Raw genomic sequence first — 26,379 nt, forward strand, 5'->3', positions numbered from 1 at the left:
GGGAGAGTGCCATATAAGGGGGGAAGATGGACTTCTGGGACGTCTTCTGGCTGTTGCTGATCTTCATTCCGCTGCTGCTCATCTGGGGCTTCGCGATCGTGGACATCTTCCGCCGCGACGACCTCTCCGGCTGGCTCAAGGCGCTGTGGATCGTGATCGTCGTCCTGCTGCCGTTCCTCGGCACGCTGATCTATCTGATCTTCCGGCAGCCCGGGGCCACGGCCCAGGAGCGCCGGGCGATGGACCAGGCCAGCCGCGAGTTCGTGGAGAAGTACGCGCCGAACGACTCGGCGCAGCAGCTCAAACTGCTGGCCGACCTGCACGATCGGGGCAAGCTCACCGACGCGGAGTTCGCCGAGGAGAAGGCCCGCGTGCTCGACACCGCCGGCGCGGGCAGCGCACCGCCCGGCAGCCCGTCCGGCTCGCCGACGACCCCGGCCGCTGGTCAGGCCGCCAGGGACACGGGTTCGACAGCTTCATGGACCCGCCCGCCCGACGGTCAAGGCATGTCGCCGGGCGGCCCGACCTCGGGTCCGGCCGGTGGTTCGACCGGCCCGGCCCCGCCACCCGCGGGGCCCGGCGAGCCTCCTGGACCCGCCACGCCGCCCGCGAGCACGGGCGGGAGCGAGCCGCCGCGCCGCCCGCGGGGCTACGGCGCATAGACGGCGGGCTGTGACGCTGGACGTTTGCGGGTTGCGGCAGGTCGCGCACCGAACCTAGGGTCTGTGCCATGAGGTTCGAGGTCAGTCATGTGCTGGATGCGATCGAGCGGCGGCTGGGCACTGACCCGGCTCTCGCCGCCGGGGTGCTCGACGTGGCTGAATTGATCTATTGCGCCGACCTGGATGGCGGTCGCCCCGCCAACCTGGTCCGGCTCGGCATGGTGGTCGACGGGCTCGCGCGCCAGGTCGGCGAGGAGCACGTCTCGGCGTACTGCGTCGTCGACAAGTCCCTGCTCTCCAACCAGGACCTGACCTCCAACGAGCGCATGGTCATGCGCCGCTGGGGCGACGACGGCGTCGTCGAGGTCGTGGTCGGTGCGGCCGCGCGGGTCGTGGAGGTCTCCGAGCTCACCGGCCTGCCGATCGTCTCGCGGGTGCTGCCCGCGGTGTGGTCGCCGCTGCCCGGCGCGGGCGGCACCGTGCTGCAGCCGCGCGGGCCCGTGCCGACCGGCCCGTCGCCGGTCGGCCGCCAGCTCACCGCACGCTGGTGGCACTGCCCGGACCCGGACTGCGCCAACTTCGGCCCGGCCCGCCGCGGCAGCGGTCAGCCCGTGCCGCGGCTGCGCAACGGCCAGCCGATCTGCCCCCGGCACGACGCCCCGCTGGGCGACTCCGGCCCGCGCCCGCCACAGCAGGTGCTCGCGGTGCGGGTGGACGGCGTGATCCGGACCCGGTTCGTGGTGACCGCCGCCGGGCCGGTGGTGGTGGGCCGTGCCCCCGACGGCGGCCAGGGCCAGGTCGGCATCCAGCTCGGCCCGTGGCTGAGCGAGGACGCCCGGGCCAAGGTCAGCCGCGCCCACGTCTCGGTCGCGCTCAGCCCGCAGGGCGTCTCCGTCACCGATCTGAGCATGAACGGCACCCTGGTCCGCCTGGGCGGCGCCGCCGACGGCGAACTCCAGCTCAGCCGCGGCGCGACCCGCCAGCTCGGCGTCTCCGACATCGTCGAACTCTTCCCCGGCGTCGAGATCGGTCGCATCGGCGCCCTCGCCAGCAGCCGCCCCCTCGACTCCGCCTCCGTCATGTCCGACGCCCCCACCATGACCTTCCGCCCCGGCTACTGACGAAAGGAAGGGCACCTTCACAACGCTATGCGTAGAGGAAGGGCACCTTCTTAACGCGAAGGCGCCCCCTGCCGGGCGGGGGGCGCCTTCGCGCTTCGAACCGCGCGGACACCGCGCCCGCGCACCGCGCGCAGTGCCCGCACAACTCATAAAGACTTGCGGCCTCAGAGTGCTTCTGAGGCCGCAAGTCTTTAAGAGTCGCCGCAGAGGAGGCGGTTGGGCGAACTCAGGCTGCGCCGATGACCTCGGCGAGCTGGCGTACGGCCCAGGTGATCTCGTCTTCGGAGATGACCAGGGGCGGGGCCAGGCGGATCGTGGTGCCGTGGGTGTCCTTGGCGAGCATGCCGCGGGCCATCAGCTTCTCGGACGCCTGGCGTCCGGTCATCACACCCGGGTCGATGTCGACGCCGGCCCACAGGCCGCGGCCGCGCACGGCGGTGACGCCCCGGCCCATCAGCGCCCGCAGCTGCTCGTGCATCAGCGCGCCGAGCTCGGCCGAGCGCCGCTGGTACTCGCCGGTCTCCAGCAGCTTGATGACCTCGATGCCGACCGCGCAGGACAGCGGGTTGCCGCCGAAGGTCGAGCCGTGCTGTCCGGGCTTGAGTACGCCGAGCACCTCACGGCTGGCGGCGACGGCGGAGACGGGCACGATGCCGCCGCCCAGCGCCTTGCCCATGATGTGCATGTCCGGCTTGACGTCCTCGTGGTCCACGGCGAACGTGCGCCCGGTGCGGGCGAGCCCGCTCTGGATCTCGTCGGCCAGGAACAGCACGTTGCGGCTGCTGCACAGGGCCCGTACACCGGAGAGGTAACCGTCCGGCGGGACCAGCACGCCGGCCTCGCCCTGGATCGGCTCCAGCAGCACCGCGACGGTGTAGTCGTCGATCGCCTCGGCCAGCGCCTCCAGGTCGCCGTACGCGACGATCTCGAAGCCCGGGGTGTACGGCCCGAAGTCGGCCCGCGCGTCCTCGTCGGTGGAGAAGCTGATGATCGTGGTGGTACGGCCGTGGAAGTTGTCCGCCGCCACGATGATTTTCGCCTGGCCGTCGGGCACGCCCTTGACCTGGTAGCCCCACTTGCGGGCCACCTTGACCGCGGTCTCCACGGCCTCCGCGCCGGTGTTCATCGGCAGCACCAGGTCCTGGCCGGTCAGCTCCGCCAGGCGGTGGCAGAACTCGGCGAACTGGTCGTGGATGAACGCACGGCTGGTCAGCGTGAGCCGGTCCAGCTGGGCGTGCGCGGCGGCGATCAGCGCCGGGTGCCGGTGGCCGAAGTTCAGCGCCGAGTACCCGGACAGGAAGTCCAGGTAGCGCCGTCCGTCCACGTCGGTGACCCAGCAGCCTTCGGCTTCCGTGATCACGACGGGCAGCGGATGGTAGTTGTGCGCCGTGTACCGCTCCGCCTCGTCTACCGCAGACGGCGTACGGCTGTCGACGATCGAGTTCATGACCGCAGCTCCAGGGTGCAGCACTTGGGTCCACCACCGGCCAGTCGCAGCTCGGAGACGTCCACTCCGATCGGCTCGTAGCCGGCCTTGCGCAACTCCTCCGCGAGGTGGGTGGCCTGGACCGGCACCACGACGTTCTCGCCGTCGCTGACCGCGTTGAGTCCCAGCACCTCCGCATCCTCGATGTTAGCGATCACGGCGTTCGGGAACAGCTGGCGCAGCACATTCTGGCTGCCGGGCGAGAACGCCTCGGGCAGGTACGCGATGTTGGCCGGCTTGCCGTCGGCACCGGTCGACAGCACCGCGAGCGCGGTGTCGAGGTGGTAGAAACGCGGGTCCACGAGCTGCAGTGTGATCACGGGGCGGCCGAAGATCTCCTGCACCTCGGCGTGCGAGGCGTGCGCGGTGCGGAAGCCGGTGCCCGCCAGCACGTACTCGCCGGCCAGGAGGATGTCGCCCTCGCCCTCGTTGACGTGCTTCGCGTCGTGCACCTCGTAACCGGCGCGGTCGGCCCAGTCGCGGTAGGCCGGACCCTCGTCGGCCCGCTCGGCATGGCGGAACTGCGCCGTGAACATCTTGCCGTCGATCACCGTGCCGCCGTTGGCGGCGAAGACCATGTCGGGCAGGCCCGCGATGGGGTCGATGAGCTCGATCTGATGTCCGAGGTTCTCGTACGTGGCCTTGAGGCTCTCCCACTGGCTGATGGCCAGGGTGGTGTCGTACGGCGCGGCCGGGTCCATCCAGGGGTTGATCTTGTAGGTGACGGCGAAGTGGGTGGGCCGGCACATCAGAAAGCGCTTCTGCATGGCCCTAACGCTAGAGGGGAAGATCGCAGCATAACCATCATTCGCTCATGCTTATGACCTTGGTTTCTTGCGTAGTTCACCCTGTCGACCAACGATCCGTTGCGTGGCGCACGGGATGCGCTTTCCGCAGGCCTCCCCGAACCGCGGGCGGCGGTCCGGGCCGCGTCGCCCCCGTGGGTGACGCGGCCCGGACCCGGCTAAGCGGGATCGCAGTAGGAGTGGAACGGGTACCAGTGCAGCGGCGTGAACGCCGCGTACGGGCTACCGCCCTTGAACGCCTCCCGGCCGCTCGACCAGGGGATCGTGCTCTTGATGGCGCCGCGGCCCTGGACGACGAAGGCCGCGGTGCAGCCCTCGACGTCCTCGGGGCCGCCCCAGCCGGGCAGCCCGATCGAGCGCCGGACGTGGGCGTGGTCGACGTAACTGCGTCCTGACGCGGTCAGCACCAGAGTGTCCGCGTCCTGCACCCGGTAGACGACCCAGAAGAAGTACAGCTTCTCCCCGGTGCACAGGTTCGGCAGCGCGTCCACTTCGACCAGGGCGGGCGGGCCGTCGTCCACCACCGAGATGTAGCCGCCGGGCCTGCAGTTCTTGCCGCTCCCGGTGCCGCTGCCGGAGGACGTGCGGCTGGTGGTCGGGCGGGCGGCCGACGGAGTGACCCGCGCCGGTGAGGGCGAAGCGCTGCCGCTCGGCGAGGCCGTGGCCGACGGGGACGCGGTGCCGCTCGGCGACGGGGACGGCGTGGTCGAGGGGTTCACCACCGGCGCCGGTCCTGGGCGCTGCTGTGCCAGCACGGCCGCGGGCAGGGCCGTCAGCAGCGCCAGCATGGTGCACAGCACCAGCACGCGATTGCGGCGGCGGGCGCGGGCGCGGCGCAGTGCCCCTGCCGGGCCCGGGGGCGTGATCTCCGGCATCGCGGCCGCCCGGAAGTCGCCGACCGCCCGGGCGAAGAGCTCTTCGTGCTGCGGCTCAGACATCGCGACCCTCCTCTGCCGCACCGGTGAGGTGCGCCGCCATGGCGGTACGTGCGCGGTGCAGCCACGACTTGACGGTTCCTTCGGGGGTGCGTTCCTGATCTGCGATCTGCGCTATGGACAGGTCGGCGAGATAGTGCAGCACGAACGCGCGCCGCTGCCGCTCGGGCAACTTCGACAGTGCGCGGATGAGCGCGACGCGATCCGGCTCGGGCCCGGCCACCTGCTCCTGCCTTTGCCGGCCCAGGAACAACGCCAGCCGTTGCTGGCGGCGATGGCGGGTCTTGGCCAGGTTCCACGCAACGTGCCGCACCCAGGCGCCGGGATCGGCGTATCCGGTGAGCCGGCCCCACCGGGGCAGCGCGCGGGCGAATGCCTCCTGGGTGACGTCCTGCGCCTCGGCCAGGCTGCCGAGGTACGCCGCAAGCTGGATCGTGATCTTGTGAAAGTGGGCGGCGTAACACTCCTCGAAGTCCACGAGGGCGGCGCCCTTGTGCCCCGCTCCCGCCTGTTCCGGCGGTGAGTCAGCCTGTCTGATCGACAACGCCGTCATCTGCCAATCCGTTCGTCCCCGTGAGCCGACTCCCGGCCCGTCGCGCTATCACCACGCAGGCGTCCGCAAGGTTGCAGCCCGACCGGAGAATTTTTCAGGTCCGGTCACTGTAGTCAGCTCGGCTTCCGGCCTGGGGTCGTGCTGTGCGCAGGCGCGGCGGGTCGAGCGGCCGGGCGGTACACCGTCCCTGGCGAACCGATTCGCGCCTGCCCCGTGGGGCGGTTCCGTGGGGCGCTGAACTGTCGTTAAAGTGCGGCGCATGACTGACAGCCAGAGAGTAGCGATCGTCACCGGCGCCGCCCGGGGCATCGGCGCGGCCACTGCCCGGCGGCTCGCCGCCGACGGGTTCGCCGTCGCCGCCGTCGACCTCACCGAGGACAACTGCGCCGACACCGTCGCCGCGATCACCAAGGCCGGCGGCCGGGCCATCGCGGTCGGCGCGGACGTCTCCGACTCCGCCGCCGTGGAGACCGCCGTGGCGCACGTCGCGGCCACCCTCGGCGCGCCGTCCGCGCTGGTCAACAACGCGGGCGTGCTCCGCGACAACCTGCTGTTCAAGATGAGCGACAGCGACTGGGACACCGTCATGTCGGTGCACCTGCGCGGCGCGTTCCTGTGCAGCCGGGCCGTGCAGAAGCACATGGTCGAGCAGAAGTACGGCCGGATCGTGTCCCTGTCCAGCACCTCGGCGCTGGGCAACCGGGGCCAGGCCAACTACGCCGCGGCCAAGGCCGGCCTGCAGGGCTTCACCAAGACCCTCGCCATCGAACTGGGCCCGTTCGGCATCACCGCGAACGCGGTCGCGCCGGGCTTCATCGTCACCGAGATGACCGCCGCCACCGCGGCCCGTGTCGGCGTCGACTTCGAGGCGTTCCAGGCGGCGCGGGCGGCGGAGACCCCGGTGCGCCGGGTCGGCACCCCCGCCGACGTCGCGCACGCGATCTCGTACCTGGTCAGCGAGGGCGCCGGCTTCGTCACCGGCCAGGTCATCTACGTGGCCGGCGGCCCGCGCGGCTAGTCCGGTACCTCATAGACGATGGCCTATCTCATCGGATCCAGGTAGCTCGAATTCGATGAGATAGGCCATCGTCCATAAAAAGCTACTCGCGGGTATTGTGATCTAGCTCACGGCGTGGTTACCTCTCGGTAACTTTTTCGAAGCAAGGCCGACACCCCCGTGAGGTCCGCCGTGAGGAGATCCCGATCCCTCCTGACGGTGGTCGTGCTGGCGCTTGTCACCTGGGCCGCTCCCGCCCAGGCCGCCGCCCCGACCACCGGCTTCCGCTTCATCGACATCACCGCCCCGGACGGGGTGGTGCTCAAGGCCAACGTCATCGAGCCGACCAGCCCGGGACGGCACCCGGCCGTCGTCTTCCCGGCCAGCTGGTCACTCAACGACCTGGAGTACATCGCCCAGGCGAACGCGCTGGCCCAGGGCGGGTACACCGTGCTGTCGTACACCCCGCGCGGGTGGTGGGCCTCGGGCGGCGAGATCGACACCGCCGGGCCCAAGGACATCGCCGACGTGTCCCGGGTGCTCGACTGGCTCGTCGCGAACACCACCGCCGACCCGTCCCGCATCGGCATGGCCGGCGTCTCGTACGGGGCCGGCATCAGCCTGATCGCGTCCGGCCACGACAGCCGGGTGCGGGCCGTGGCGGCGCTGTCCGGCTGGACCGACCTGGTCGCCTCGCTGTACGGCGGGGACACCCGGCGGCTGCAGTCCTCGGCGCTGCTGGTCGGCTCGGCGGCGCTGCTCGGCGACACCAGCGACGAGTTCGACGCGATCATCGACGACTTCTACGCCAACCGGAACATCGCGGGGGTCAAGGAGTTCGCCCGGATCCGGTCGGCGGGCACGTACCTGTCCGGCATCAACACCAACCGCCCGGCGGTGCTGCTGGCCAACGGGTACGGCGACACCATCTTCCCGCCGAACCAGCTGGTCGACTTCTACGGCGCGCTGGCCGGGCCGAAGCGGCTGGAGTTCGCGCCCGGCGACCACGCCATCCCGGAGCTGACCGGCCTGATCGGGCTGGACAACCACGTGTGGACCTCGGTGCGGCGCTGGTTCGACCGCCACCTGTCGGGCATCGCCAACGGCATCGACACCGAGCCGCCGGTGGTGCTCCGCTCGCTGACCGGCGGGCCGGTGGAGTCGTACCCGAACTGGGCCGCGGCCAGCACCTCGACCAGGCGCTACGGCCTCGGCGAGGTCAACTGGCTGACCGGCACCGGCAAGCTCGGCGGCACGGCGACCACCGGCTGGTCGCGGCGGACCTGGTTCAACGACGACACGGTCGCCGCGGGCGGCGTGGTGCTGCTGTCCAACGGCCTGCAGGCGCTCACCGGCATCCCGCCGACGGCCTGGCTGCCCGCGGTGGACCGGGACAACGCCGCGGTCTGGCTGGGTGACGAGGCGTCGAGCGTGGTGCGCATCCGCGGCAGCGCGACCGTGCACGCCCGGTTCACCCCGACCGAGCGCAGCGGCACCGTCGTGGCGTACCTCTACGACGTCGACTGGGGCGGCACCGGCCGGCTGATCACGCACGCCCCCGTGTCGTGGCTGAACACCGCGGCCGGCACCGCCCGCACAGTCGACATCCGGCTGCCGGCGACCAGCTGGGACCTGCCCGCCGGGCACCGGCTCGCGCTGGTGGTCGACGGCCACGACGGCCTCTACCTGGACGAGAACGGCTGGCTGGGCTCGGTGCTGTTCTCCGGCCAGTCCTGGGTGGACGTCCCGGTCCGCTGACGGCGCCCCCGGAGGCCGCCCGTCGCCAGACAGGGGCGGCCTCCGGGTGCGGTCAGTCGGCGGTGCTGCCGCGAGGTGGCACCACCAGGGCGTAGATGACCAGGATGCAGAGGGCGATGTTGATCAGCGACCAGAACGGGTATACCGGCAGGTAGAGCATCTGGAGCAGGGCGGTCGCACCGGCCAGGCCGATGCCCGCGCCGCGGGCCCACTCCTTGCCGGACCAGATGCCCGCGCCGACGGCGATCAGCACCGCGCCCAGCAGGACGTGCAGCCAGCCCCAGGTGTTCAGGTTGAACACGTACAGCTCGCCCTGGGTGGACGTGGCGTACGCGGCATACCGGTCGTTGGCGATCGCGAAGATGCCCTCCACCACGTTGAACACCCCCAGTAGCAGAATGAGCAGGCCGGCGAAGGACAGCCAGCCCGAGCCGATGCGCTCGGTCGCTTTCGCCACGGTCGACATAGCACCCACCTTCGTGCGAAACGGACGAAGCCCCTTCACGTTATCGCCGAATGCTCCCCTGATCAGGGCGAACGCCGGAAACAGCTCACGCTGCGTCCGGCTCTACCGGCTGCGCGTGGGAGTGGGCGGCCTGGCGGTGCGAGCGGGCGACCGCCCAGGCGGCCAGCGCGGTCGTGATCGGAACCGCGGCGATCAGGCCGATGGTGCCCACCACGCCGCGCACGATCTCGGCGGCCATCACCTGCGTGGACAGCACGTCACGGGTACGGGTGCCCGCCGTGACGAGCAGGAGCATCAGCGGGAGCGAGGCGCCCGCGTACGCCAGGATGATGGTGTTGACGACCGACGCGACGTGGGACCGGCCCACCTTGATCGCGGACCGGTAGAGCTGCCGCGCGCTCAACGTGGGGTCGGCCAGGGACAGTTCCCCGACGATGGCCAGCTGGGTGATGGCGACGTCGTCGAGCACGCCCAGCGTGCCGATGATGATGCCGGCCAGCAGCAGGCCGCGCAGGTCCACCCCGGCCAGCACGTTGGCGAGGATCGCGGCCTCGTCGCTGCCGGAACCGGTCAGGTGCAGCAGGTTCGTGGTGAGCAGGCCGAGCAGCCCGGTCAGCACCAGCGCGGCCAGCGTGCCCAGCAGGGCCATGGAGGTGCCCACGCTGACGCCGTGCGTCAGGTAGATCACCGCGAACATGATCGCAGCGGACCCCACGATCGCCACCGCCAGCGGCGGCTCCCCGCGCACGATCGCGGGCAGGATGAAGGCCAGCAGCACCCCGAAGCTCACGATGAGGCCGACCAGGCTCGCCACGCCGCGCCAGCGGGCGAACGCGATCACCGCGGCGACGAACAGCGCGACCAGCGCCAGCAGCCAGCCCCACCGGTCATGGTCGACGACCGCATAGCGCTGCCCGCCCTCGGCGTCCACCGATCCGATCAGCACCACGTCGTCGCCGATGCCGACGACCGGCGCGCTCGGCCCGGTCGGCACCACCGCATCGACCACCTCGTCGCCGATGCGCACCTGCGCGGTGCCGCAGTCGCCGCCCGGCTGGGCCGGGACCTCGCGCGGACAGGCGGGTGCCGCCGACACGATCTCGCCGTGCAGCCGCTGCATGGTGTCGGAGGCCTGCTGCGGGGACTGCCCGCGCGGCCACAGCACGACCAGCCCGATCAGGGTGGCCACGACCAGCGGCACGATGATCGCGGTGACGATCCGCCGCAGGTCTGCCGGGGCAGGTGGCAGCGATTCGCCAGGCTCGTGACTGTGTCCGGCCCCCATGAGCCGAACCTAGCCGCCGAACCCCGCGCAGTAGGGGCCTTTGCCCGGGTTGGGGGGTCCGGTCACCAGCACGGCGTACCGTCGGCCGGTGTCGGAGTAGGTCACCAGCACCCTGCCGTCGCCGCTGGTCACCAGCGCGGCCTGGAACAGGTCGCCCGTCAGCAGCGGTAGCGCCGCCCGTCGGGCCCGGTCCGCCGAGCCGGGCGGGCAGTGCCAGAGCACCAGCCTGCCGCTGCCGTACTCGGCCGGGGCCAGCGGCACCGGGGCGGCCAGATCGGACTCCGTGCCCAGTACGTACAGGCCGGGGCCGCCCGCGGCGATCGCCACCGGCGCGTGGAAGGTGATGGCGTCACCACCGGCGACCAGCCGCGGCGTACCGCCGCCGGGCAGCAGCACGGCCTGGTCGGTGGCGCGTTCCGGGGCGCCGATCTCGGTGATGCGGGGGCTGTCGCACGCGGCCGTCGGGCATGTGGCGAGCCAGGCCCGGCGCCCGGCCGGATCGCGCAGCAGCACCGTCGGCCGGTCCGAGGTGTCGAGGGTGAGCTGGACCAGCGGGGCGTACACGGGTGCGGTGACCGTGCCCTCGGGCAGCCACGCGCTCAGCTCGACCTCGACCGTGCCGAGCACGTCCAGCGACCGCCGGTTGCAGTGCACTGTGTTGCAGCGGGTGACCGCCAGTTGCACCCGCGGCCGGGCATCGGTCTTCGGCAGGAGCGGGCGAGCCGTGGCCACCACGACCGAGCCGTCCGGTCCGGCGGCGACGGCCAGGTGCGACTGGCCCTCCCGGCCGCCGCTGTGCCAATGGGTGATGCCGTCCTCGCAGGTGCCCGGCTTGGGGCGGGAGGCGGCCGGGGCCCACGGCGCGGTGCAGCGCTGCATCTGCACGGCGTCGTCGCCGTTGGTCCTGACCGCCCGGTTCTCCCGGCCGCGGATGCCCGCCGAGACCACGTCGCCGGTGGCGGTGATCGCGGTGGCGGGCATCGGCGCGCCCAGCATCAGCGGTTCGGAGCTGCGGGAGCGGACGTCGCGGCATTCGTCGTCGAGGCACCAGTGCGGGCCGTAGTCGGTGACCACGACCGGATGGTGTCCGGTCGGCCACGCCGTGGCCAGCACCTCGCCGCTCCACGAGACGACGTGCCGGCTCACGTGCGGGCCGTCCCACGGGTCCGCGGCCGCCAAACCCAGCCCGAGCAGGGCTGGCAGCGACAGCGAGGCGAGCGCCGCGGCGAGCGCGGCGCGGCCGGTCCAGGGCCGGGCGAGCCTGGCGGCGGGTCCGGTGAAACTGACGACGGGTCGGGCGAATCGCGCGACGGGCCGGACGAACCTCGCGACGCGCCAGGCGAGCCGCGCGACGGGTCGGCCGAACCGCGCGACGGGCCAGGCGGTCTTGGCGAACGGCCGGGTGAATGCCGCGAAGGGCCCCGTCCGCGGCACCGCGCCGTGCCGGGGTCCGGTGGCCCGTTCGGCCGTGGGGAGGCCTGATGGGACGGTGGCGGACGTCGGCTGCTCGTCGGTGGTCGGGTCCGCCGGGGCGGGAACGGGCGTCACCGCAGGGGACAGCGCCGACAGCGTCCGGTCGACCCGGTCGAGGTCGGCTTCCGCGCCACGGGCGTCCGCCGGGCGTCGTTGCAGGTAAACGGTGGCGAGCACGGCGGCCTGGACGGCCGGCACGATGATCGCGGCCACGGCGGCGACCACCAGGGCGAGCGCGGGCTGCGCCTGAGTCAGCGCGGCGGCGCCCATGCCGGTCAGCGCCGGGATCACCACCACGCCGATCGCCAGCGCACCGCCGGCCGTCAGCAGGCGGCCCGCGGCGAGCGCGTGCGCGTGCGACAGCCAGGAGGCCGCACCGTCGCCCAGCACGATCGCGGGCACCGTCAGCAGCCTGCTGGCCAGCACGACCAGGGTCAGCACGAAGAGGCCGAAGACCGCCGCGGTGGCCACATCCTGCGGCAACGCGATGTCGAAGAAGGCGACCCCGAGCATGGTCACGATCTGCAGCCCCACCGCGGCGATGGCGAGCAGCAGCAGGGCCGGCACCAGGGCGGGCAGCCGGCGCAGGGCCAGCAGCAGGGCGGCCCGGGGATCGACCGGGATGCCCCGCAGGCCGCCGGCCGCCACCGCGAGGCCCGCGACCAGCGCCACCACCCAGCCGAGCGCGAGCGCAACCAGTCCTGCCCCGCCGGCTGCCGCCGCGGGCGCCGGGGTGAACGAGCCGTCCACGACCGTGGCGCTGCCGTTGAGCGCGAACAAGCCGATGACCTGGCGCGCCAGCAGGGCCGGTACGAGTGCGGCGGCGGCCACCACCAACAGGCCGCGCCACTGCGTCAGGGCGAGTGCGGCGGCGTCGCGCAGGATGGCCGGCAGGCTCCGGTTGGCGAGGCGGTCGGGGTTCGGCACCGGCGCAGCGTACCGGCGACAGCCGTGTCACGCCTATGGCTGAGACGTCCTCCGAAAAGTCGGCACTATGTCACGGGTCAGCCGGCGCCGGCCACGGCGCTGTGCGCGGGACCCAGCGTGATCGCCCGCACGTGCTCGATCAGGGTGACCAGCACCTCGCGGCCGGAGCGGCGGTCGCGTACGTCGCACATCACCACGGGCACGTCCGGGTCCAGCGACAGCGCCCCGCGCACCGCGTCGACGCCGAAAGGCTGGTGGCCGTGGAAGCAGTTCACCGCGACGACGAACGGGATGCCCCGGCGCTCGAAGTAGTCGATGGACGGGAAGCTGTCCGCCAGCCGCCGGGTGTCGGCCAGCACCACCGCGCCGAGCGCCCCGATCGCCAGCTCGTCCCACAGGAACCAGAAGCGGTCCTGGCCCGGAGTGCCGAACAGGTAGAGCACCGCGCTGTCGCCGATGGTGATCCGGCCGAAGTCCATGGTGACCGTGGTGGTCCGTTTGGCCTCCACTCCGGACAGGTCGTCGGAGTCGGTGCCGGCCGAGGTGAGCACCTCCTCGGTGTGCAGGGGCATGATCTCGCTCACCGTGCCCACCATTGTCGTCTTGCCTGCGCCGAAGCCCCCGGCGACCAGTATTTTGATCGCCGTGGGTACGGACCGGGCACGCTCGTCACGCATGACGGAGGCCAAGGATCACCGCCTGGAGGATGTGGTCGTCCGGAATGTGGCCGGGGGCCACTGCAGGCGCCAAATGCTTGACGGCGCCCTCGTCGAGCAGGTCTGCGAGGAGTACCCGGACCACGCCGAGGGCAAACCCGGCACGGGAGGACAGCTCGGCGACCGAGATGGGTTCCTGAGCGAGAGCGAGGACCGCCCGGTGCTCGGGTTGCAGGTGGACGGCGTGGCGGCGCTGCCCCGCCGGTGTTGCCACGACATAGGTGAGCAGGTCGAACGTGCTGGCACCGGGGCGTGCCCGGCCGCCGGTGACCGCGTACGACCGCACCAGCGGCCCGGCCTCGGCATCGAGCCACTCGTGCGCATCGTCGTCAGCGCGCATGGGTGGAGGTCGGCCGCGGCTGCGTGCCGAGGCTGTGGCCGATGCGCTCGACGACCATCGCCATCTCGTACGCGACCATGCCGATGTCCGAGTCGGCGTTGCTCAGCACGGCGAAGCAGCTGCCCTCGCCGGCGTCGGTGACCAGGAGGACGGCCTCCTCCATCTCGATCACGGCCTGGCGTACCGGCCCGGCCTTGAAGTGCCGTCCGGCACTGCGCGACAGGCTGGCGAAGCCGGCCGCGATCGCGGCCATGTGGTCGGCGTCGGCCTGGGACAGGTCGCGCGACGCGCCGAGCAGCAGCCCGTCCACCGAGAACACGACGGCCCGCAGTGCCGCGGGTATGCGGTCCACGAAGTCGTCGAGCAGCCAGTCCAGGCCCGCGGGATTGCTCATGATGTCGACTCCTCAGGCGGTTCGGCCGCTGCGGGGGTGTCAGCGGGAGGGGTGGGTGAGGTGCGCACCGTGGCGGCGGCCCGGCCCCGGTGCGCACCTGCGAGCAGTGACGACAGGAGGTTGCGGGTGCGCTCGGCGGGCCGCGCCGGTGGCGTCGATCCGCTGTCCGCCGGAGAGCCGAGCACGATCAGCGGCTCCTCGCGCAACGGGGCGGCGAGGTGGGTCTGCGGCGCGCGGACCGGCAGCTCGGCCTCGGTCCGGGGGCCGTCCTCGGCCGCCTCGGGCCCGGCGGAGGACGTGTTCGCGTCCGGTGCCGCCACGGCACTCAGCGGACCTGCGGTCAGGGCCGCTACCGGGACTGCCGTGGCCGGTGGCACGGCCGGACCCGACGGCGGGCTGGTGGCGTTGCCGTCGACGACCAGGTCGCGCGGCAGCAGGACCACCGCGGTGAGCCCGCCGTACGGCGAGGGGCGCAGGGTGACCCGGATGCCGTGCCGGGCGGCCAGCCGGGCCACCACGAACAGGCCCAGCCGGGAGCTGTGCGCGGGATCGAAGTCGGGCGGGTCGGCCAGCCGCCGGTTGGCCTCCTCGACGACGGACGCCGGCATGCCGACGCCGCGGTCCTCGATCTCCACCGCGTAGCCGTTGGGCAGCAGCTGCCCGGCGACCGTGACGTGGGTGTCGCGGGGCGAGTACGCGGTGGCGTTCTCCAGCAGCTCGGCCAGCAGGTGGATGACGTCGCTGACGGCGCGGCCGCGCAGCGCCAGCTCCTGCGTCGGCACCACGGTGATCCGGGTGAACTCCTCGACCTCGGACACCGCCGAGCGCATCACGTCGTGCAGCGGCACCGGATGCCGCCAGCCCCGGCCCGGCTTGGCCCCGGCCAGGATCACCAGGTCTTCGGCGTGACGGCGCATCCGCGCGCCGAGGTGGTCGACGCGGTACAGGTCCTCGAGGTCCTGCGGGTCGGTGACCCGCCGCTCCATCGCGTCCAGCAGCGCGAGCTGGCGGTGCAGCAGCACCTGGCTGCGCCGCCCGATGTTGAGGAAGACCTGGTTGAGCCCGGCGCGCAGGGTCGCCTCCTGTACGGCCGAGACCACCGCGGTCCGCTGCACCAGTGCGAAGGCGTTCTCCAGCTCGTTGAGCTCGTCCTCGACCGGGCCCGGCGGCGGCACCTCGGCGTCCACGTCCACGTCGGCGCCCGCGCGCAGCCGTGCCACCACGTCGGGCAGGCTGTGTTCGGCGACGTGCAGGGCCTGCGCCCGCAGTTTGTTGATGCGGCGGATGACCGAGCGCGCCACCCGGAACGAGACCAGCGCCAGCAGCACGATGACGACCAGGCCGGCCCCGCCGGACAGGCCCAGCCGGAGCAGGATCGCGGTGGCCGCGGGCATGGTGGCGTCGATGGTGCGGGCGGCGGCGGCGGACTCCAGGTCGTAGAGCCGCCCGTCGACGGCGGCGTAGTCGGCGGACCACTGCGTCGCGTCGATGGCGGGCGCCGCGCGGCCCAGGTCGGCGAGCCGGTCCTCGACGGCCCGCATGCGCAGGTAGGCCGCGCTGTCCAGGATGGCCCGGTAGCGGTCGGCGTCATCGGGGTGCAGGTATCGGGTCGCGGTGTCGTGCGCCCGCCGCTGCAGGCCGATCAGCGAGACCACTTCGGCCCGCTCCGCCGCCGACATGCCGCCGCCCGCGATGGTGGCGCTGACCAGCGCGTTCTCCCGGGCGTAGAGCTCCCGCGCCTCGGTGAGCGCGATGACCGTGCCCGCCTGGCGGTTCAGCTCGTGGTCGTCGAGGCCGGACACCGACCCGTAAAGCCCGAAGGTCTTGTCGATGATCCCGCTGTACAGCCGCATGATCTGCACCCGGTCGTACTGCCGGGTGTCCACCACCGCGCGGCCCAGCGGCAGCTCCTCCAGGGCCTTGCCGACCGCGGCCAGGTGCTGGCGGGTGAGCGCGCTCGCCGCCGACTCGGCGTCGTCGCCGCCGGTGAGCCTGCGGAACTCGGCCAGCGCCCCGTCGGTCTCCGCCCGCTGCACGCCCAGTTCGGTGGCCGCGCCCGCGCCGCCGCTGACGAAGCGCATGGACAGCGCCCGCTCGGCCTGCAATTCGCTGACGAGCTCGTAGGCGGGCGTGCCGAACATGTCCACGCCGGACTTGACGTCCAGCAGGTTCGCCGCCGGACCGACCGTCACGGTGGTGCTGAACAGCCACATGCCGACCAGCGGCACCAGCGGCGCCAGCAGGAGCAGCATCACCCGTGACCTGATCGACCAGCTCTGCTGGGGGAAGAAGCGGCTGGGCATGACGACCTCATAAGCGCACCGGGGGCGGGACCACGCGAGGGAAACGTGGAAATACTACTGATCTCACGGCCCCGGCACACCTTTCGGGTGTCCCCAGTTCACCAGGTAGGACGCCGAAAACACGATGACCGGCACCGATACCGGTGCCGGCCGTCGTGTTCAAGGACGTCGTTACGCGGGTGCGAACCAGACCGCGCCGTAGGGTCCGACCTGGACTACCGCGTTGCCCTCGGCGTCGGTACGGATTCGGCCCATGTTGCCGACCCCGGATCCGCCGTACACCTCCGCGTCGGTGTTGAGCACCTCCAGCCACGCCCCCGGCCGCGGCAACCTGATCTGATGGCTGTGCAGCGGGATGCCGGAGAAGTTGGCCACGCAGGCCAGCAACTTCTTCGAGGTCTTGCCGTGGCGTACGAAGGAGACGGTGTTGCTGCCCGAGTCGTGCGGGTCGATCCAGCTGAACCCGCCCGGCTCGGTGTCGCGGGCCCACAGCGCGGCGCTGTCGCGGTAGATCCGGTTCAGGTCGCGCACCAGCCCCCGTACGTCACCGTGGTAGTCCGCATGCGCCCAGTCGAGCCCGAACTGCTCGCTCCACTCCGATTCCTGGGCCAGTTCCGCGCCCATGAACAGCAGCTTCTTGCCAGGGAAGGCGTACATGTAGCCCAGCAGCCCGCGCAGCCCGGCCAGCCGCTGCCAGCGGTCCCCGGGCAGCTTGCCCATCAGCGAGCCCTTGCCGTGCACCACCTCGTCGTGGCTGAGCGGCAGCACCCACTGCTCGTCGAAGGCGTACACGCTGGGCCAGGTCAGCTGCGCGTGGTGGTAGCTGCGGTGCGAGGGATCCTTCTTGAGGTACTCCAGCGTGTCGTGCATCCAGCCCATGTTCCACTTCATGCCGAAGCCCAGGCCGCCGAACTCCACCGGACGGGAGACGCCCGGCCACGCCGTCGACTCCTCCGCGATGCTGAGCACGCCGGGGCGGTCGGCGTACACGGCGGTGTTGAGCTCCTTGAGGAAGTCCACCGCCTCCAGGTACGTGTTGCCGCCGTGGACGTTGGGCGTCCACTGCCCGGCGTCGCGGGAGTAGTCGAGGTAGAGCATGGACGCGACCGCGTCCACGCGCAGGCCGTCGACGTGGAACTCCTCGCACCAGTAGCGGGCGTTGGCGATGAGGAAGTTGCGCACCTCGCGCCGGCCGTAGTTGAACACCAGCGTGCCCCAGTCGGGGTGCTCGCCGCGCTGCGGGTCCTCGTGCTCGTAGAGCGGGGTGCCGTCGAAGCGAGCCAGCGCCCACTCGTCCCGGGGGAAGTGGGCGGGCACCCAGTCCAGCAGCACCCCTATGCCGGCCTGGTGCAGCCGGTCGACGAGGTGGCGGAACTGGTCCGGGTCGCCGAAACGCGCGGTCGGCGCGTAGAAGCCGGTGATCTGGTAGCCCCACGAGCCGCCGTACGGGTGCTCCATCACCGGCAGGAACTCCACGTGGGTGAAGCCCAGGTCGGTGACGTAGGCGACCAGCTCGTCGGCCAGCTCCTTGTAGGACAGCCCCGGCCGCCACGAGCCCAGGTGCACCTCGTAGGTGGCCATCGGCCGGGCGTGGTGGTCGGCGCGCTTGCCGCGCCCGGCCATCCAGGACTCGTCGTTCCAGGTGTAGTCGGAGGAGAAGAGCACCGAGGCGTTCTCCGGGGGGCACTGCGCCGCGACGGCCAGCGGGTCGGCGCGGTAGGTCCAGCGGCCGTCGGCGCCGTGGACCCGGTAGCGGTAGCGCTGGCCGGCCGCGGCGTGCGGCACCGTCGCCGCCCATACCCCGCTGCCGCCCTGCGGCCGCATCGGGATGCCGTCGTCCGGCCACCAGCCCGAGAAGTCGCCGATGACCTGCACTTCCCGCGCGTTCGGCGCCCACACCGCGAAGCGCCAGCCCTGGCCCTCGGGCTCCGGATTGGCCCCGAGCACCTTCCAGAGCCGCTCGTGCCTGCCCTCGCCGATGAGGTAAAGATCAAGATCGCCGATCAGGTTCATGGCTTCTCCTCGCCGTTCCGGATGCCCCGTTGACCAACGAGCCGAAGCCGCATCCGCACCGTCTTCGCTGCTCATCGCTCCGCCTGCGGTCGGGGTGGGGCGGGCCGGGCCGTCGGCCGGGCTCGCTGCGCGCGCGCTCATCGCGCCGCCTCCGGCGTCGCGATGAGCCAAACGGCGCCCATGATTCGCTCGCTCCGCTCGCTCATCGCGCCGCCTCCGGCGTCGCGATGAGCCAAACGGCGCCCATGATTCGCTCGCTCCGCTCGCTCATCGCGCCGCCTCCGGCGTCGTGATGAGCCAAACGGCGCCCATGATTCGCTCGCTCCGCTCGCTCATCGGAGCAGGTTTCCGTCAGGGACGATGATCTGAGGGCGTTCACCACCGGTCTGCTCGGCCAGGCGTTCGGCCTGGAAGGCGGGTTCCTGCGCGATGGCGCTGCGGTAGGTCTGCACGGTGCTGGCCGCGATGGTCTGCCAGCCGTACCGCTTGGACACCATGGTCAGCGCGCGCTTGGCGATCTGCTTGGCCTTGACCGGCTCGGCGAGCAGCGTGCCCACGGCGCCGGCGAGGGCCTCGGGGTTGCTGTGCGGGAAGGTCATGCCGGTCACGCCGGGTTCGACGATCTCGGCCAGGCCGCCGGTGTCGGCGACGGCCAGCGGCGCGCCGGCCGCGGCGGCCTCCAGTGCGACCATGCCGAACGGCTCGTACAGCGAGGGCACCACGGTGGCATCGGTCGCCGCGAGCACGGCGGGCAGCTCGCGCTCGGACAGGAAGCCGATGAAGCTGACCTGCTTCTCGATCTTCAGGGCGTGTGTCGCCTCGACCAGCTGCTCGCGGTAGGGGCCGTCGCCGGCGATGACCACCCGCAAGCCCGGGTGCTCGTCGGCCAGCTGCGGCACCGCGTCGACCAGGTGCTGCACGCCCTTCTCGTACACCAGCCGCCCGGCGAAGCCGACCAGCGGGCCGTCGCCGGCGAACCGGGAGCGCGCCTCGCGGACCGCCTGCACGGGAGCCTTCCAGACCCGGCCGTCGACGCCGTTGGGAATGACGTCGACCTTGCCGATGGGCAGGTTGAGCAGCCGGGTGACCTCCCAGCGCATGTACTCCGAGCAGACCAGCACCCGGCAGGCGCGGTGGCCGAGCCACCACTCGACGGAGTGGATGCTCTTGTTCAGGTCCTCCGGCAGCCAGCCCTGGTGCCGACCGGCCTCGGTGGCGTGGATGGTGGCGACCAGGGGGCGGCCCAGGTGCTCGGCCAGCGTCACCGCGGTGTGCGTGACCAGCCAGTCGTGGCCGTGGATCACGTCGTAGTCGTCGGCCTCGGCGGCCCGCAGCGCGGCCCGGGTGAGGGTGTGGTTGAACGCCATCGTCCACGCCAGCAGCGTCGGGGTGGCGAGCGGGAACAGCGGCGGGTCCTCGGGCGCGCGGACGATGCGCACTCCTTGCAGCCCTGGCATCGGCGGGGGAGCGTACTCCTCCAGCGGGGCGCCGGGTGCGTGCCGGGTGACGACGGTGACGTGGTGACCGGCCATCACCAGCGAATTGGCCAGCGCATGCACGTGCCGGCCGAGGCCGCCGACCACAACCGGCGGGTATTCCCAGGAAAGCATCATGATCCGCAGCGGCTTCGATGCCGTCGGCAGACCCGATGGGACGGGAAGGTTCATGGTCATGCGGCCCCCTCGCAGCGACTCCCGGGCATACGGAACCAGGCACCGGACACTCGATGCCGCGTACGCCTTTGGGGTTGTACAAAGTCTGACTGAAACCAATTTCGAGCTGGGGACCTTGTGTTTCGTGTCTGTTACGCTCTGCTACTGGTCGGTAGACGTGACGTGAATTCTCCATGTCTCGGCCACGCTCCACGCCTGGAACGGGCAGCCGGTGGCCCGGTGCGGGGCGTCGCCGTCGGCGGTCTCGCTGACCGAGCCGAGACCGAAGTCACCCAGATGTGCGAGCAGCCCGGTCAGCACCTCGCGGGTCGGCAGCCCGGCCCGGCGCCGGGCGTCGCCCAGCGGGCCGATCAGCCACGGCCACACCGTGCCCTGGTGGTAGGCGAGGTCGCGGTCGCGCAGCGGGCCGCCGTGCACCGCCCGGTATGCCGGGTCGGCCGGGTCGAGGCTGCGCGGCCCGAGCGGGGTGAGCAGGGCGTCGGTGATCCGGTGCAGCACCACCGGGTCCGGCTCCATCGGGGCGTACGGCAGCGAGTAAGCCAGCAGCTGGTTCGGCCGCAGGGCGGCGTCGTCGGGATCGATCACGTCGTAGAGGTGCCCGCCCGGTGCGGGGAAGCGCCGCCGGAACGCCGCCTCCGTCACCGCGTGCCGCCGCCGCACGTCGTCGCTGTGCCGCCCGGCCCGGTCACGCAGCGCGGCCAGCGCCGCCAGCCCGTTGCACCACAGTGCGTTGATGTCGACGGCCTTGCCCGCGCGCTGGGTCACCCCCATCCCGTCGACGCGGGCGTCCATCCAGGTCAGCGCCTCACCGTCGGCGCCCTGCACGAGCAGCCCGTCGCTCTCGTCCACCTTGATCCCGTAGCGGGTGCCGCGCAGGTGCGCCGCCAGCACCTCGTCCAGCGCGGGCACCAGCTCCGCGGCGAGGTCGTCGTCGTCGCTCGCGCGCACGTGCCGGTCGATCGCGTGCAGGAACCACAGGGTCGCGTCCGCGGTGTTGTAGCCGACCGCGCCGCCGTCGGCGGTGTTGGCCAGCATGCCTTCCGACAGTGTCGCCGCGTACGCCCGCAGCAGCGCCCGCCCCTGCTCCGCCCGCCCGGTGGCCAGGAACAGCCCCTCGTACGAGGTCATCGTGTCGCGTGACCACGCGCCGAACCACGGGTAACCCGCCACCACGTCCGGCCCGGTGGCGGTGGTGACCACGAACGCGTCCGCGGCCAGGATCAGCTCCGCGGCGTCGGCGTCGGCCGCACCGGCGGTCAGTGCCCGGCGTCGGGCGCGCTCCGCGTCCACGATCGTCGCGCCCGGTGGCGGCTCGACGCCCAGGTCACCGGCCCAGGCGGTCACCTCCAAGGCGTCGCCCGGCTCGGTCAGCGTCGCGGTGAACCGGCCCGCCAGCAGCAGATCCTCGTTCGGCACGTAGCCGCGTGCGGCCTCCATCCGGTGGTGCACGCCGAGCAGCCAGGTCCCGTCGGGAGCCCAGACGGCGTCGGCGGCCCGATCGGCCCACGGCCGGGTGTCGGGCGGTCCGGCGGGCGCCGACGCGGGACGGCCGCCAGGCGAGAGGCGACCGCGCAGCCGGTACGCGCCGGCGACGACCGCGCCCCCGGCGACCTCGTGCACCGGCAGGTCACCGGCCTGACGCTCGCCGTGCTGGTCGCGCCACGTGCACAGGGCCTCCAGGGACAGCTCCACCGGGCCGCCGCTCACCAGCCGGTCCACGACCGCCACGCACGGGGAGCCGTGGCGCATCGCGAGCGTGCGCTCCAGCACCGTCGCGCCGATCCGCCAGCGCCACCGGGGCAGCCCGTCGACCAGGGCGAACTCCTCCAGCAGGAGGTGTCCCTGCGGGGCGATCGTGCCGTCGGCCCACTCGTGGCTGCCCAGCCGCACGATCCGGCCGCCGGGCAGGCGTACCACCGGATCGAGCGCGGCCAGGCCCACGTGCCGGGCCGCCGGCGAGTCGCCGGCGACGACCAGCAGCGCGTGGTAGCGCCGGGTCCGCAGCCCGCTCACCGTGCCCATCGCGTAGCCGCCGCGCCCATCGGCCACCAGCCACTCCCGCGCCGCGCCGAGTGCCAGATCGCCGGTTACCTGCGTCCCGAATCGCATGCAGCAACTCTGCCAAAAAACCGGGGCAATCGGGATGGTGATCGCGCGACTCCGCCAAAGTTACGCAGACGTGTAACAGAGGCAGGAGACAATCACGGGGTGGGCGAGCAGAGCGGGGATCGTGTGAGCGAGCGCAGCGAGCGAACCGGATGGCACGGGTTCAACGCGGGTGACGAGCGTAGCGAGGAGCACGTGCGCGAGCGCAGCGAGCGGACCCATGGGCTCGGGCCCGCGGGTGACGAGCGTAGCGAGGAGCACGCGTGACTGACGCGGAGCGCAGGCGCTTGGCCGATGCGGACGCCGGGGCGGAGCCCTGGCGGATGTGGGGGCCCTACCTCTCCGAGCGGGCCTGGGGCACCGTGCGCGAGGACTACAGCGAGCACGGCACGGCCTGGGAGTACTTCCCGCACGACCACGCCCGCTCCCGCGCGTTCCGCTGGAACGAGGACGGGCTGGCCGGCATCTGCGACGAGCGGCAGACCTTCTGCTTCGGCCTCGGCCTGTGGAACGGCGCCGACCCGATCCTCAAGGAGCGCATCTTCGGGCTGACCGGCAACGAGGGCAACCACGGCGAGGACGCCAAGGAGTACTGGTGGTACACCGACTCCACGCCGACGCACTCGTGGATGTCGTGGCGCTACCACTACCCGCAGCGCGAGTTCCCGTACTCCGAGCTGGTCGCGGTCAACCGGCAGCTGGACCGCTCCGAGCCGGAGTACGAGCTGGCCGACACCGGCGTCTTCGCCGACGACCGCTACTGGGTGGTCACCGTCGACTACGCCAAGGCCTCGCCGACCGACATGTGCATGCTCGTCTCGGTGACCAACCGGGGCGCGGACCCGGCGACCCTGCACGTGCTGCCCACGCTGTGGTTCCGCAACACCTGGTCGTGGGGCCTGCCGGGCCGTGACGACAAGCCGGAGATCGTCGCGGACCGGGTCGGCGGCGGCGGCGAGCTGCAGGCTCGGCACCGCATCCTGGGTCGGCTGATGCTCCAGGGCGACGGTGTGCCCGAGCCGCTGGCCTGCGACAACGAGACCAACGCGGCGCGGCTGTGGGGCTACGAGGAGACACCCGACTACCCGAAGGACGCCATCGCCGACCACGTGGTGCACGGGCTGCCGACGGTCAACCCGGAGCGCACCGGCACCAAGGCCGCGCTGCACTACGTGCTGACCGTGCAGCCGGGCGAGACGGCGCAGATCCGGCTGCGGTTGACGCAGATCGCCGCGCCGGGCGGCAAGGAGCGTCCGGTGCCCTCGCTGGGTGTGGAGTACGACCAGGTCATGGCCGCGCGCAAGACCGAGGCCGACCAGTACTTCGGCTGGCTGGTCCCGCCGGGCACCCCGCCCGCGCAGGCGCAGGTCGTGCGCGAGGCCGTCGCCGGGCTGATGTGGGGCAAGCAGTTCTACCACTACGACGTGGCCCGCTGGCTGGACGGCGACCCGGCCTCGCCGGCACCGCCGGACGGCCGCCGGTTCGGGCGCAACAGCGCCTGGCGGCACATGACCAGCTTCGACGTCATCTCCATGCCGGACCCGTGGGAGTACCCCTGGTACGCCGCCTGGGACCTGGCCTTCCACTGCGTCGCGCTGGCCCGGGTGGACCCGCACTTCGCCAAGGAGCAGATCCTGCTCCTGCTGCGGGACTGGTACCTGCACCCCAACGGGCAGATCCCGGCGTACGAGTGGGCGTTCGGCGACGTCAACCCGCCCGTGCACGCCTGGGCCGCGCTGCGCGTGTTCGAGATCGACGGCGGCCGCGACTACGCGTTCCTGGCCCGCGTCATGCACAAGCTGCTGCTCAACTTCACCTGGTGGGTCAACCGCAAGGACACCGGCGGCAACAACCTGTTCGAGGGCGGCTTCCTCGGCCTGGACAACGTCGGCCCGTTCGACCGCTCGGCGTCGCTGCCCGTGCCCGGTGTGCTGGAGCAGTCCGACGGCACCGCCTGGATGGCGATGTACGCCCTCAACCTGCTGGAGATCTCGCTGGTGCTGGCCACCCACGACCGGGTGTGGACCGACATAGCGACCAAGTTCCTGGAGCACTTCGCGTACATCGCCAACGCCGCCTCCCACCAGGGATTGTGGGACGACGAGGACGGCTTCTTCTACGACCTGCTGCGGCGCACCGACGGGCGGGAGGTGCCGCTGAAGGTGCGCTCGGTCGTCGGCCTGCTGCCGCTGTGCGCGACGACCACGCTCAGCTCGGTGACGCTGGTCCGGCTGCCGGAGATCGCGGCGCGGCTGCGCTGGTTCCTGACCAACCGGCCCGAGTTCACCGAGGTCGTCGGGTCACGACGGATCTCCGACGGCGGGCAGCAGCAGCGCCTGCTCGCGGTGGTCGGGCCGGAGCAGCTGCGGCGCATCCTGAGCCGGATGCTGGACACCGAGGAGTTCCTGTCCGACTACGGGCTGCGCACGCTGTCGCGTGCGCACCTGGCCAAGCCGTACACGATCCGGCTCGGCGGGCACGACTACACCGTGGGGTACGAGCCGGCGGAGTCGGCGAACGGGCTGTTCGGCGGGAACTCCAACTGGCGCGGGCCGATCTGGTTCCCGACGAACTACCTGCTCATCGAGGGCATCCGGCACTACGCCCGGTTCTTCCACGACGACCTGCTGGTGGAGTATCCGACCCGGTCCGGCCAGAAGCTGACCCTGGACCAGATCGCCGACGACCTCTCCGACCGGCTCATCGCCCTGTTCCTGCCCGACAAGAACGGCAACCGGCCCTACCTGCCGAAACATCCGCTGCTCAGCGACCATCCGGACTGGACCGCCCACCTCACGTTCCCCGAGTTCTTCCACGGCGACAACGGCATGGGCATGGGCGCGACCCACCAGTGCGGCTGGACCGCCCTGGTCCTCGACCTCATCCTCACTCGCAACCGCCCCACCCACCGCTGACCCCCGCCCGCGCCGGTGGCGGCGGTTTCGGGGAATCTGCAGCCACCGAGCTGTCGAATCGTGCAGTTCCCCCGAAACTGCAGGGGTGCGCGGACGGTGCGCGGGCAGGGTCAGGCGAAGCGGCGGGGTTGGCCGGTGGTTTCGAGGACGGACATCCAGAGGTCGCCGGCGGGGTCGACCTGGTTGCGCTTGCTGATCGCGAGGGCTATCGGGACGTGCACGAAACGGCCGCGCCAGCGGCCGACCACCATCGCCGTGCGCCCGGCCATCGCCGCGTGCACCGCGGCGTGGGCGAGCCGGATGCAGTAGACGCTGTCGTACGGGTTGGCGGGCACGCTGCGGATCGCGTAGCTCGGGTCGATGTACTTGAGGCTGGTCTCCATGCCGTGCTCCGCGAAGTCCTCCGCGATGCGTTTGCGCAGGTAGATACCAATGTCCTTGAGCTTGCGGTTGCCCGACTTGTCGACCTGGCCGGGCTCGTCGGACTCCAGGTACTCCTGGCCCGCGCCCTCGGCGGCGACGACCACGGCGTGCCCGCGTTCGGCGACGCGCCGCCGCAGGTGGGCGAGGAAGCCGTCGGGGCCGTCGAGTTCGAACGGCACCTCGGGGATGAGCACGTAGTCGGCGTCGTTGTTGGCCAGTGCCGCGTAGCAGGCGATGAAGCCGGAGTGGCGGCCCATGACCTGCACCAGGCCGACCCCGTTGGGCACCGCGCGGGCCTCGACGTGGGCGCTGCGCAGTGACTCGGTCGCCTTGGAGAAGGCGGTCTGGAAGCCGAAGCTCTGGTCGATGTACGGGATGTCGTTGTCGATGGTCTTCGGCACGCCGATCACAGCGATCTTCAGGCCGCGCTCCTTGACCACGTCGGCGATGGTCAGCGCGCCGCGCATGGAGCCGTCGCCGCCAATGACGAAGAGCACGTTGATGCTCATCGACTCCAGGCAGTCGACGATCTCGTACGGGTCCTGGCTGCCCCGCGAGGTGCCCAGGATGGTGCCGCCGTACTCGTTGACGCCGCTGACGGCCTCGGCGTCCAGGTCGATCGGCGGGTGGCCGTACTTGGCGATGAAGCCCTGGTATCCGTTGCGGAAGCCGTAGATCTTCGTGACGCCGTAGTGCGAGGTCAGCTCCAGCACCAGGCCCCGGATGACGTCGTTGAGACCGGGGCACAGGCCGCCGCAGGTGACGATGCCGACGCGGGTCTTCGACGGCTGGAAGAATATCTTGCGGCGCGGGCCGCCGGGCTCGAAACCGGGCAGCGCGTCCAGCTTGGCCTTGCGTGCGGCGACCATGTTCACGGTGTCGTCGAACAGCACCCGGTCGTTCTCGTCGACGTAGTGCTCGGTGCTCTCGGTCTCGGCCAGCAGCGGCGCCAGCGGCGATTCGATGCGGCAGTCGCCGAGCGTGCGCACCGTCAGGTCAACGGACTCCGGAGCCATGGCCGTCCTCC

Annotated in this window: 20 protein-coding genes; 5 read left to right on the forward strand and 15 right to left on the reverse strand. The window is 71.9% G+C overall.

Going from position 1 to position 26,379, the window contains the following annotated elements:
• The first annotated feature begins 26 nt into the window (after positions 1-26).
• Positions 27-662: an SHOCT domain-containing protein gene (locus tag FLL47_RS10470; protein ID WP_144120280.1), complete on the forward strand. Its 636-nt coding sequence runs from the start codon at positions 27-29 to the stop codon at positions 660-662.
• Positions 663-730: 68 nt separating this feature from the next.
• Positions 731-1,783 carry an FHA domain-containing protein gene (locus FLL47_RS10475; protein ID WP_144120281.1) on the forward strand — a complete coding sequence of 351 codons (1,053 nt, stop codon included), beginning with the start codon at positions 731-733 and terminating at the stop codon, positions 1,781-1,783.
• Between the two features lie 226 nt (positions 1,784-2,009).
• On the opposite strand, the gene rocD is transcribed toward FLL47_RS10475, so the two are convergent.
• The 4 genes from rocD to FLL47_RS10495 all read right to left on the reverse strand — a co-directional run bounded on the left by rocD (position 2,010) and on the right by FLL47_RS10495 (position 5,563).
• A complete protein-coding gene (gene rocD, locus FLL47_RS10480; RefSeq protein ID WP_144120282.1) occupies positions 2,010-3,230 on the reverse strand; it encodes an ornithine--oxo-acid transaminase in 1,221 nt (406 codons plus the stop codon).
• Positions 3,227-4,036 (reverse strand): dimethylargininase, encoded by an 810-nt coding sequence (gene ddaH, locus FLL47_RS10485; protein ID WP_186315643.1) that lies wholly within the window; start codon positions 4,034-4,036, stop codon positions 3,227-3,229. Before ddaH ends, rocD begins: the two co-directional genes overlap by 4 nt.
• Positions 4,037-4,233: 197 nt before the next feature.
• Positions 4,234-5,013, reverse strand: coding sequence for a hypothetical protein (locus FLL47_RS42790; RefSeq protein ID WP_186315644.1), 780 nt, complete (start codon positions 5,011-5,013; stop codon positions 4,234-4,236).
• Entirely contained in the window at positions 5,006-5,563 is a 558-nt protein-coding gene (locus FLL47_RS10495) for an RNA polymerase sigma factor (RefSeq protein WP_144120283.1), read from the reverse strand. The genes FLL47_RS42790 and FLL47_RS10495 overlap by 8 nt, the downstream gene beginning before the upstream one ends.
• Before the next feature lie 259 nt (positions 5,564-5,822).
• Between FLL47_RS10495 and FLL47_RS10500 the strand changes: the two genes are divergently transcribed.
• Positions 5,823-6,581, forward strand: coding sequence for an SDR family oxidoreductase (locus FLL47_RS10500; protein WP_144120284.1), 759 nt, complete (start codon positions 5,823-5,825; stop codon positions 6,579-6,581).
• 171 nt (positions 6,582-6,752) lie between these two features.
• Positions 6,753-8,318, forward strand: coding sequence for a CocE/NonD family hydrolase (locus FLL47_RS10505; RefSeq protein WP_144120285.1), 1,566 nt, complete (start codon positions 6,753-6,755; stop codon positions 8,316-8,318).
• Between the two features lie 52 nt (positions 8,319-8,370).
• Here FLL47_RS10505 and FLL47_RS10510 read toward each other — a convergent pair whose 3' ends face one another.
• From FLL47_RS10510 to FLL47_RS10555, 10 genes are all read right to left on the reverse strand, one after another.
• Positions 8,371-8,784 carry a DUF7144 family membrane protein gene (locus FLL47_RS10510; RefSeq protein WP_144120286.1) on the reverse strand — a complete coding sequence of 138 codons (414 nt, stop codon included), beginning with the start codon at positions 8,782-8,784 and terminating at the stop codon, positions 8,371-8,373.
• Positions 8,785-8,869: 85 nt separating this feature from the next.
• Positions 8,870-10,069: a YibE/F family protein gene (locus FLL47_RS10515; RefSeq protein ID WP_144120287.1), complete on the reverse strand. Its 1,200-nt coding sequence runs from the start codon at positions 10,067-10,069 to the stop codon at positions 8,870-8,872.
• 9 nt (positions 10,070-10,078) lie between these two features.
• Positions 10,079-12,469: a hypothetical protein gene (locus tag FLL47_RS10520; RefSeq protein ID WP_144120288.1), complete on the reverse strand. Its 2,391-nt coding sequence runs from the start codon at positions 12,467-12,469 to the stop codon at positions 10,079-10,081.
• A 77-nt stretch (positions 12,470-12,546) separates the two neighbouring features.
• Positions 12,547-13,146 carry a GTP-binding protein gene (locus FLL47_RS10525; protein ID WP_144120289.1) on the reverse strand — a complete coding sequence of 200 codons (600 nt, stop codon included), beginning with the start codon at positions 13,144-13,146 and terminating at the stop codon, positions 12,547-12,549.
• Positions 13,139-13,525, reverse strand: a complete 387-nt coding sequence (locus FLL47_RS10530) for a DUF742 domain-containing protein (RefSeq protein ID WP_144120290.1) — start codon at positions 13,523-13,525, stop codon at positions 13,139-13,141. The genes FLL47_RS10525 and FLL47_RS10530 overlap by 8 nt, the downstream gene beginning before the upstream one ends.
• The gene (locus FLL47_RS10535) at positions 13,515-13,919 is read right to left on the reverse strand and encodes a roadblock/LC7 domain-containing protein (protein WP_144120291.1); all 405 of its coding nucleotides are present in this window, start codon (positions 13,917-13,919) and stop codon (positions 13,515-13,517) included. The genes FLL47_RS10530 and FLL47_RS10535 overlap by 11 nt, the downstream gene beginning before the upstream one ends.
• Positions 13,916-16,222 carry a sensor histidine kinase gene (locus tag FLL47_RS10540; protein ID WP_144120292.1) on the reverse strand — a complete coding sequence of 769 codons (2,307 nt, stop codon included), beginning with the start codon at positions 16,220-16,222 and terminating at the stop codon, positions 13,916-13,918. Before FLL47_RS10540 ends, FLL47_RS10535 begins: the two co-directional genes overlap by 4 nt.
• A gap of 171 nt (positions 16,223-16,393) precedes the next feature.
• Positions 16,394-18,235 carry a 1,4-alpha-glucan branching protein GlgB gene (gene glgB, locus FLL47_RS10545; RefSeq protein WP_246157774.1) on the reverse strand — a complete coding sequence of 614 codons (1,842 nt, stop codon included), beginning with the start codon at positions 18,233-18,235 and terminating at the stop codon, positions 16,394-16,396.
• Positions 18,236-18,567: 332 nt separating this feature from the next.
• Positions 18,568-19,908 carry a glycosyltransferase family 4 protein gene (locus FLL47_RS10550; RefSeq protein ID WP_144120294.1) on the reverse strand — a complete coding sequence of 447 codons (1,341 nt, stop codon included), beginning with the start codon at positions 19,906-19,908 and terminating at the stop codon, positions 18,568-18,570.
• Between the two features lie 141 nt (positions 19,909-20,049).
• Complete coding sequence (locus tag FLL47_RS10555) at positions 20,050-22,017, reverse strand: amylo-alpha-1,6-glucosidase (RefSeq protein WP_144120295.1); 1,968 nt, start codon at positions 22,015-22,017, stop codon at positions 20,050-20,052.
• Between the two features lie 320 nt (positions 22,018-22,337).
• Here FLL47_RS10555 and FLL47_RS10560 point away from each other — a divergent pair, with 320 nt between their 5' ends.
• Positions 22,338-24,929, forward strand: a complete 2,592-nt coding sequence (locus FLL47_RS10560) for an MGH1-like glycoside hydrolase domain-containing protein (RefSeq protein ID WP_144120527.1) — start codon at positions 22,338-22,340, stop codon at positions 24,927-24,929.
• A 110-nt stretch (positions 24,930-25,039) separates the two neighbouring features.
• On the opposite strand, the gene FLL47_RS10565 is transcribed toward FLL47_RS10560, so the two are convergent.
• On the reverse strand, positions 25,040-26,368 hold the full coding sequence (locus FLL47_RS10565; RefSeq protein WP_144120296.1) for an ATP-dependent 6-phosphofructokinase: 1,329 nt from the start codon (positions 26,366-26,368) through the stop codon (positions 25,040-25,042).
• Positions 26,369-26,379 lie beyond the last annotated feature (11 nt).

This window comes from Catellatospora sichuanensis (assembly GCF_007483665.1).
Lineage (GTDB): Bacteria > Actinomycetota > Actinomycetes > Mycobacteriales > Micromonosporaceae > Catellatospora > Catellatospora sichuanensis.

Excerpts from the sequence above, each read along its gene's own strand:
- FLL47_RS10535 (WP_144120291.1), bottom strand. The coding sequence starts at position 13,919 with ATGAGCAATCCCGCGGGCCTGGACTGGCTGCTCGACGACTTCGTGGAC.
- rocD (WP_144120282.1), bottom strand. The coding sequence starts at position 3,230 with ATGAACTCGATCGTCGACAGCCGTACGCCGTCTGCGGTAGACGAGGCG.
- FLL47_RS10510 (WP_144120286.1), bottom strand. The coding sequence starts at position 8,784 with ATGTCGACCGTGGCGAAAGCGACCGAGCGCATCGGCTCGGGCTGGCTG.
- FLL47_RS10500 (WP_144120284.1), top strand. The coding sequence starts at position 5,823 with ATGACTGACAGCCAGAGAGTAGCGATCGTCACCGGCGCCGCCCGGGGC.
- glgB (WP_246157774.1), bottom strand. The coding sequence starts at position 18,235 with ATGAACCTGATCGGCGATCTTGATCTTTACCTCATCGGCGAGGGCAGG.
- FLL47_RS10515 (WP_144120287.1), bottom strand. The coding sequence starts at position 10,069 with ATGGGGGCCGGACACAGTCACGAGCCTGGCGAATCGCTGCCACCTGCC.
- FLL47_RS10555 (WP_144120295.1), bottom strand. The coding sequence starts at position 22,017 with ATGCGATTCGGGACGCAGGTAACCGGCGATCTGGCACTCGGCGCGGCG.
- FLL47_RS10470 (WP_144120280.1), top strand. The coding sequence starts at position 27 with ATGGACTTCTGGGACGTCTTCTGGCTGTTGCTGATCTTCATTCCGCTG.
- FLL47_RS42790 (WP_186315644.1), bottom strand. The coding sequence starts at position 5,013 with ATGTCTGAGCCGCAGCACGAAGAGCTCTTCGCCCGGGCGGTCGGCGAC.
- FLL47_RS10495 (WP_144120283.1), bottom strand. The coding sequence starts at position 5,563 with ATGACGGCGTTGTCGATCAGACAGGCTGACTCACCGCCGGAACAGGCG.
- FLL47_RS10525 (WP_144120289.1), bottom strand. The coding sequence starts at position 13,146 with ATGCGTGACGAGCGTGCCCGGTCCGTACCCACGGCGATCAAAATACTG.
- FLL47_RS10530 (WP_144120290.1), bottom strand. The coding sequence starts at position 13,525 with ATGCGCGCTGACGACGATGCGCACGAGTGGCTCGATGCCGAGGCCGGG.
- FLL47_RS10475 (WP_144120281.1), top strand. The coding sequence starts at position 731 with ATGAGGTTCGAGGTCAGTCATGTGCTGGATGCGATCGAGCGGCGGCTG.
- FLL47_RS10540 (WP_144120292.1), bottom strand. The coding sequence starts at position 16,222 with ATGCCCAGCCGCTTCTTCCCCCAGCAGAGCTGGTCGATCAGGTCACGG.
- FLL47_RS10560 (WP_144120527.1), top strand. The coding sequence starts at position 22,338 with ATGTGGGGGCCCTACCTCTCCGAGCGGGCCTGGGGCACCGTGCGCGAG.
- ddaH (WP_186315643.1), bottom strand. The coding sequence starts at position 4,036 with ATGCAGAAGCGCTTTCTGATGTGCCGGCCCACCCACTTCGCCGTCACC.
- FLL47_RS10550 (WP_144120294.1), bottom strand. The coding sequence starts at position 19,908 with ATGACCATGAACCTTCCCGTCCCATCGGGTCTGCCGACGGCATCGAAG.
- FLL47_RS10565 (WP_144120296.1), bottom strand. The coding sequence starts at position 26,368 with ATGGCTCCGGAGTCCGTTGACCTGACGGTGCGCACGCTCGGCGACTGC.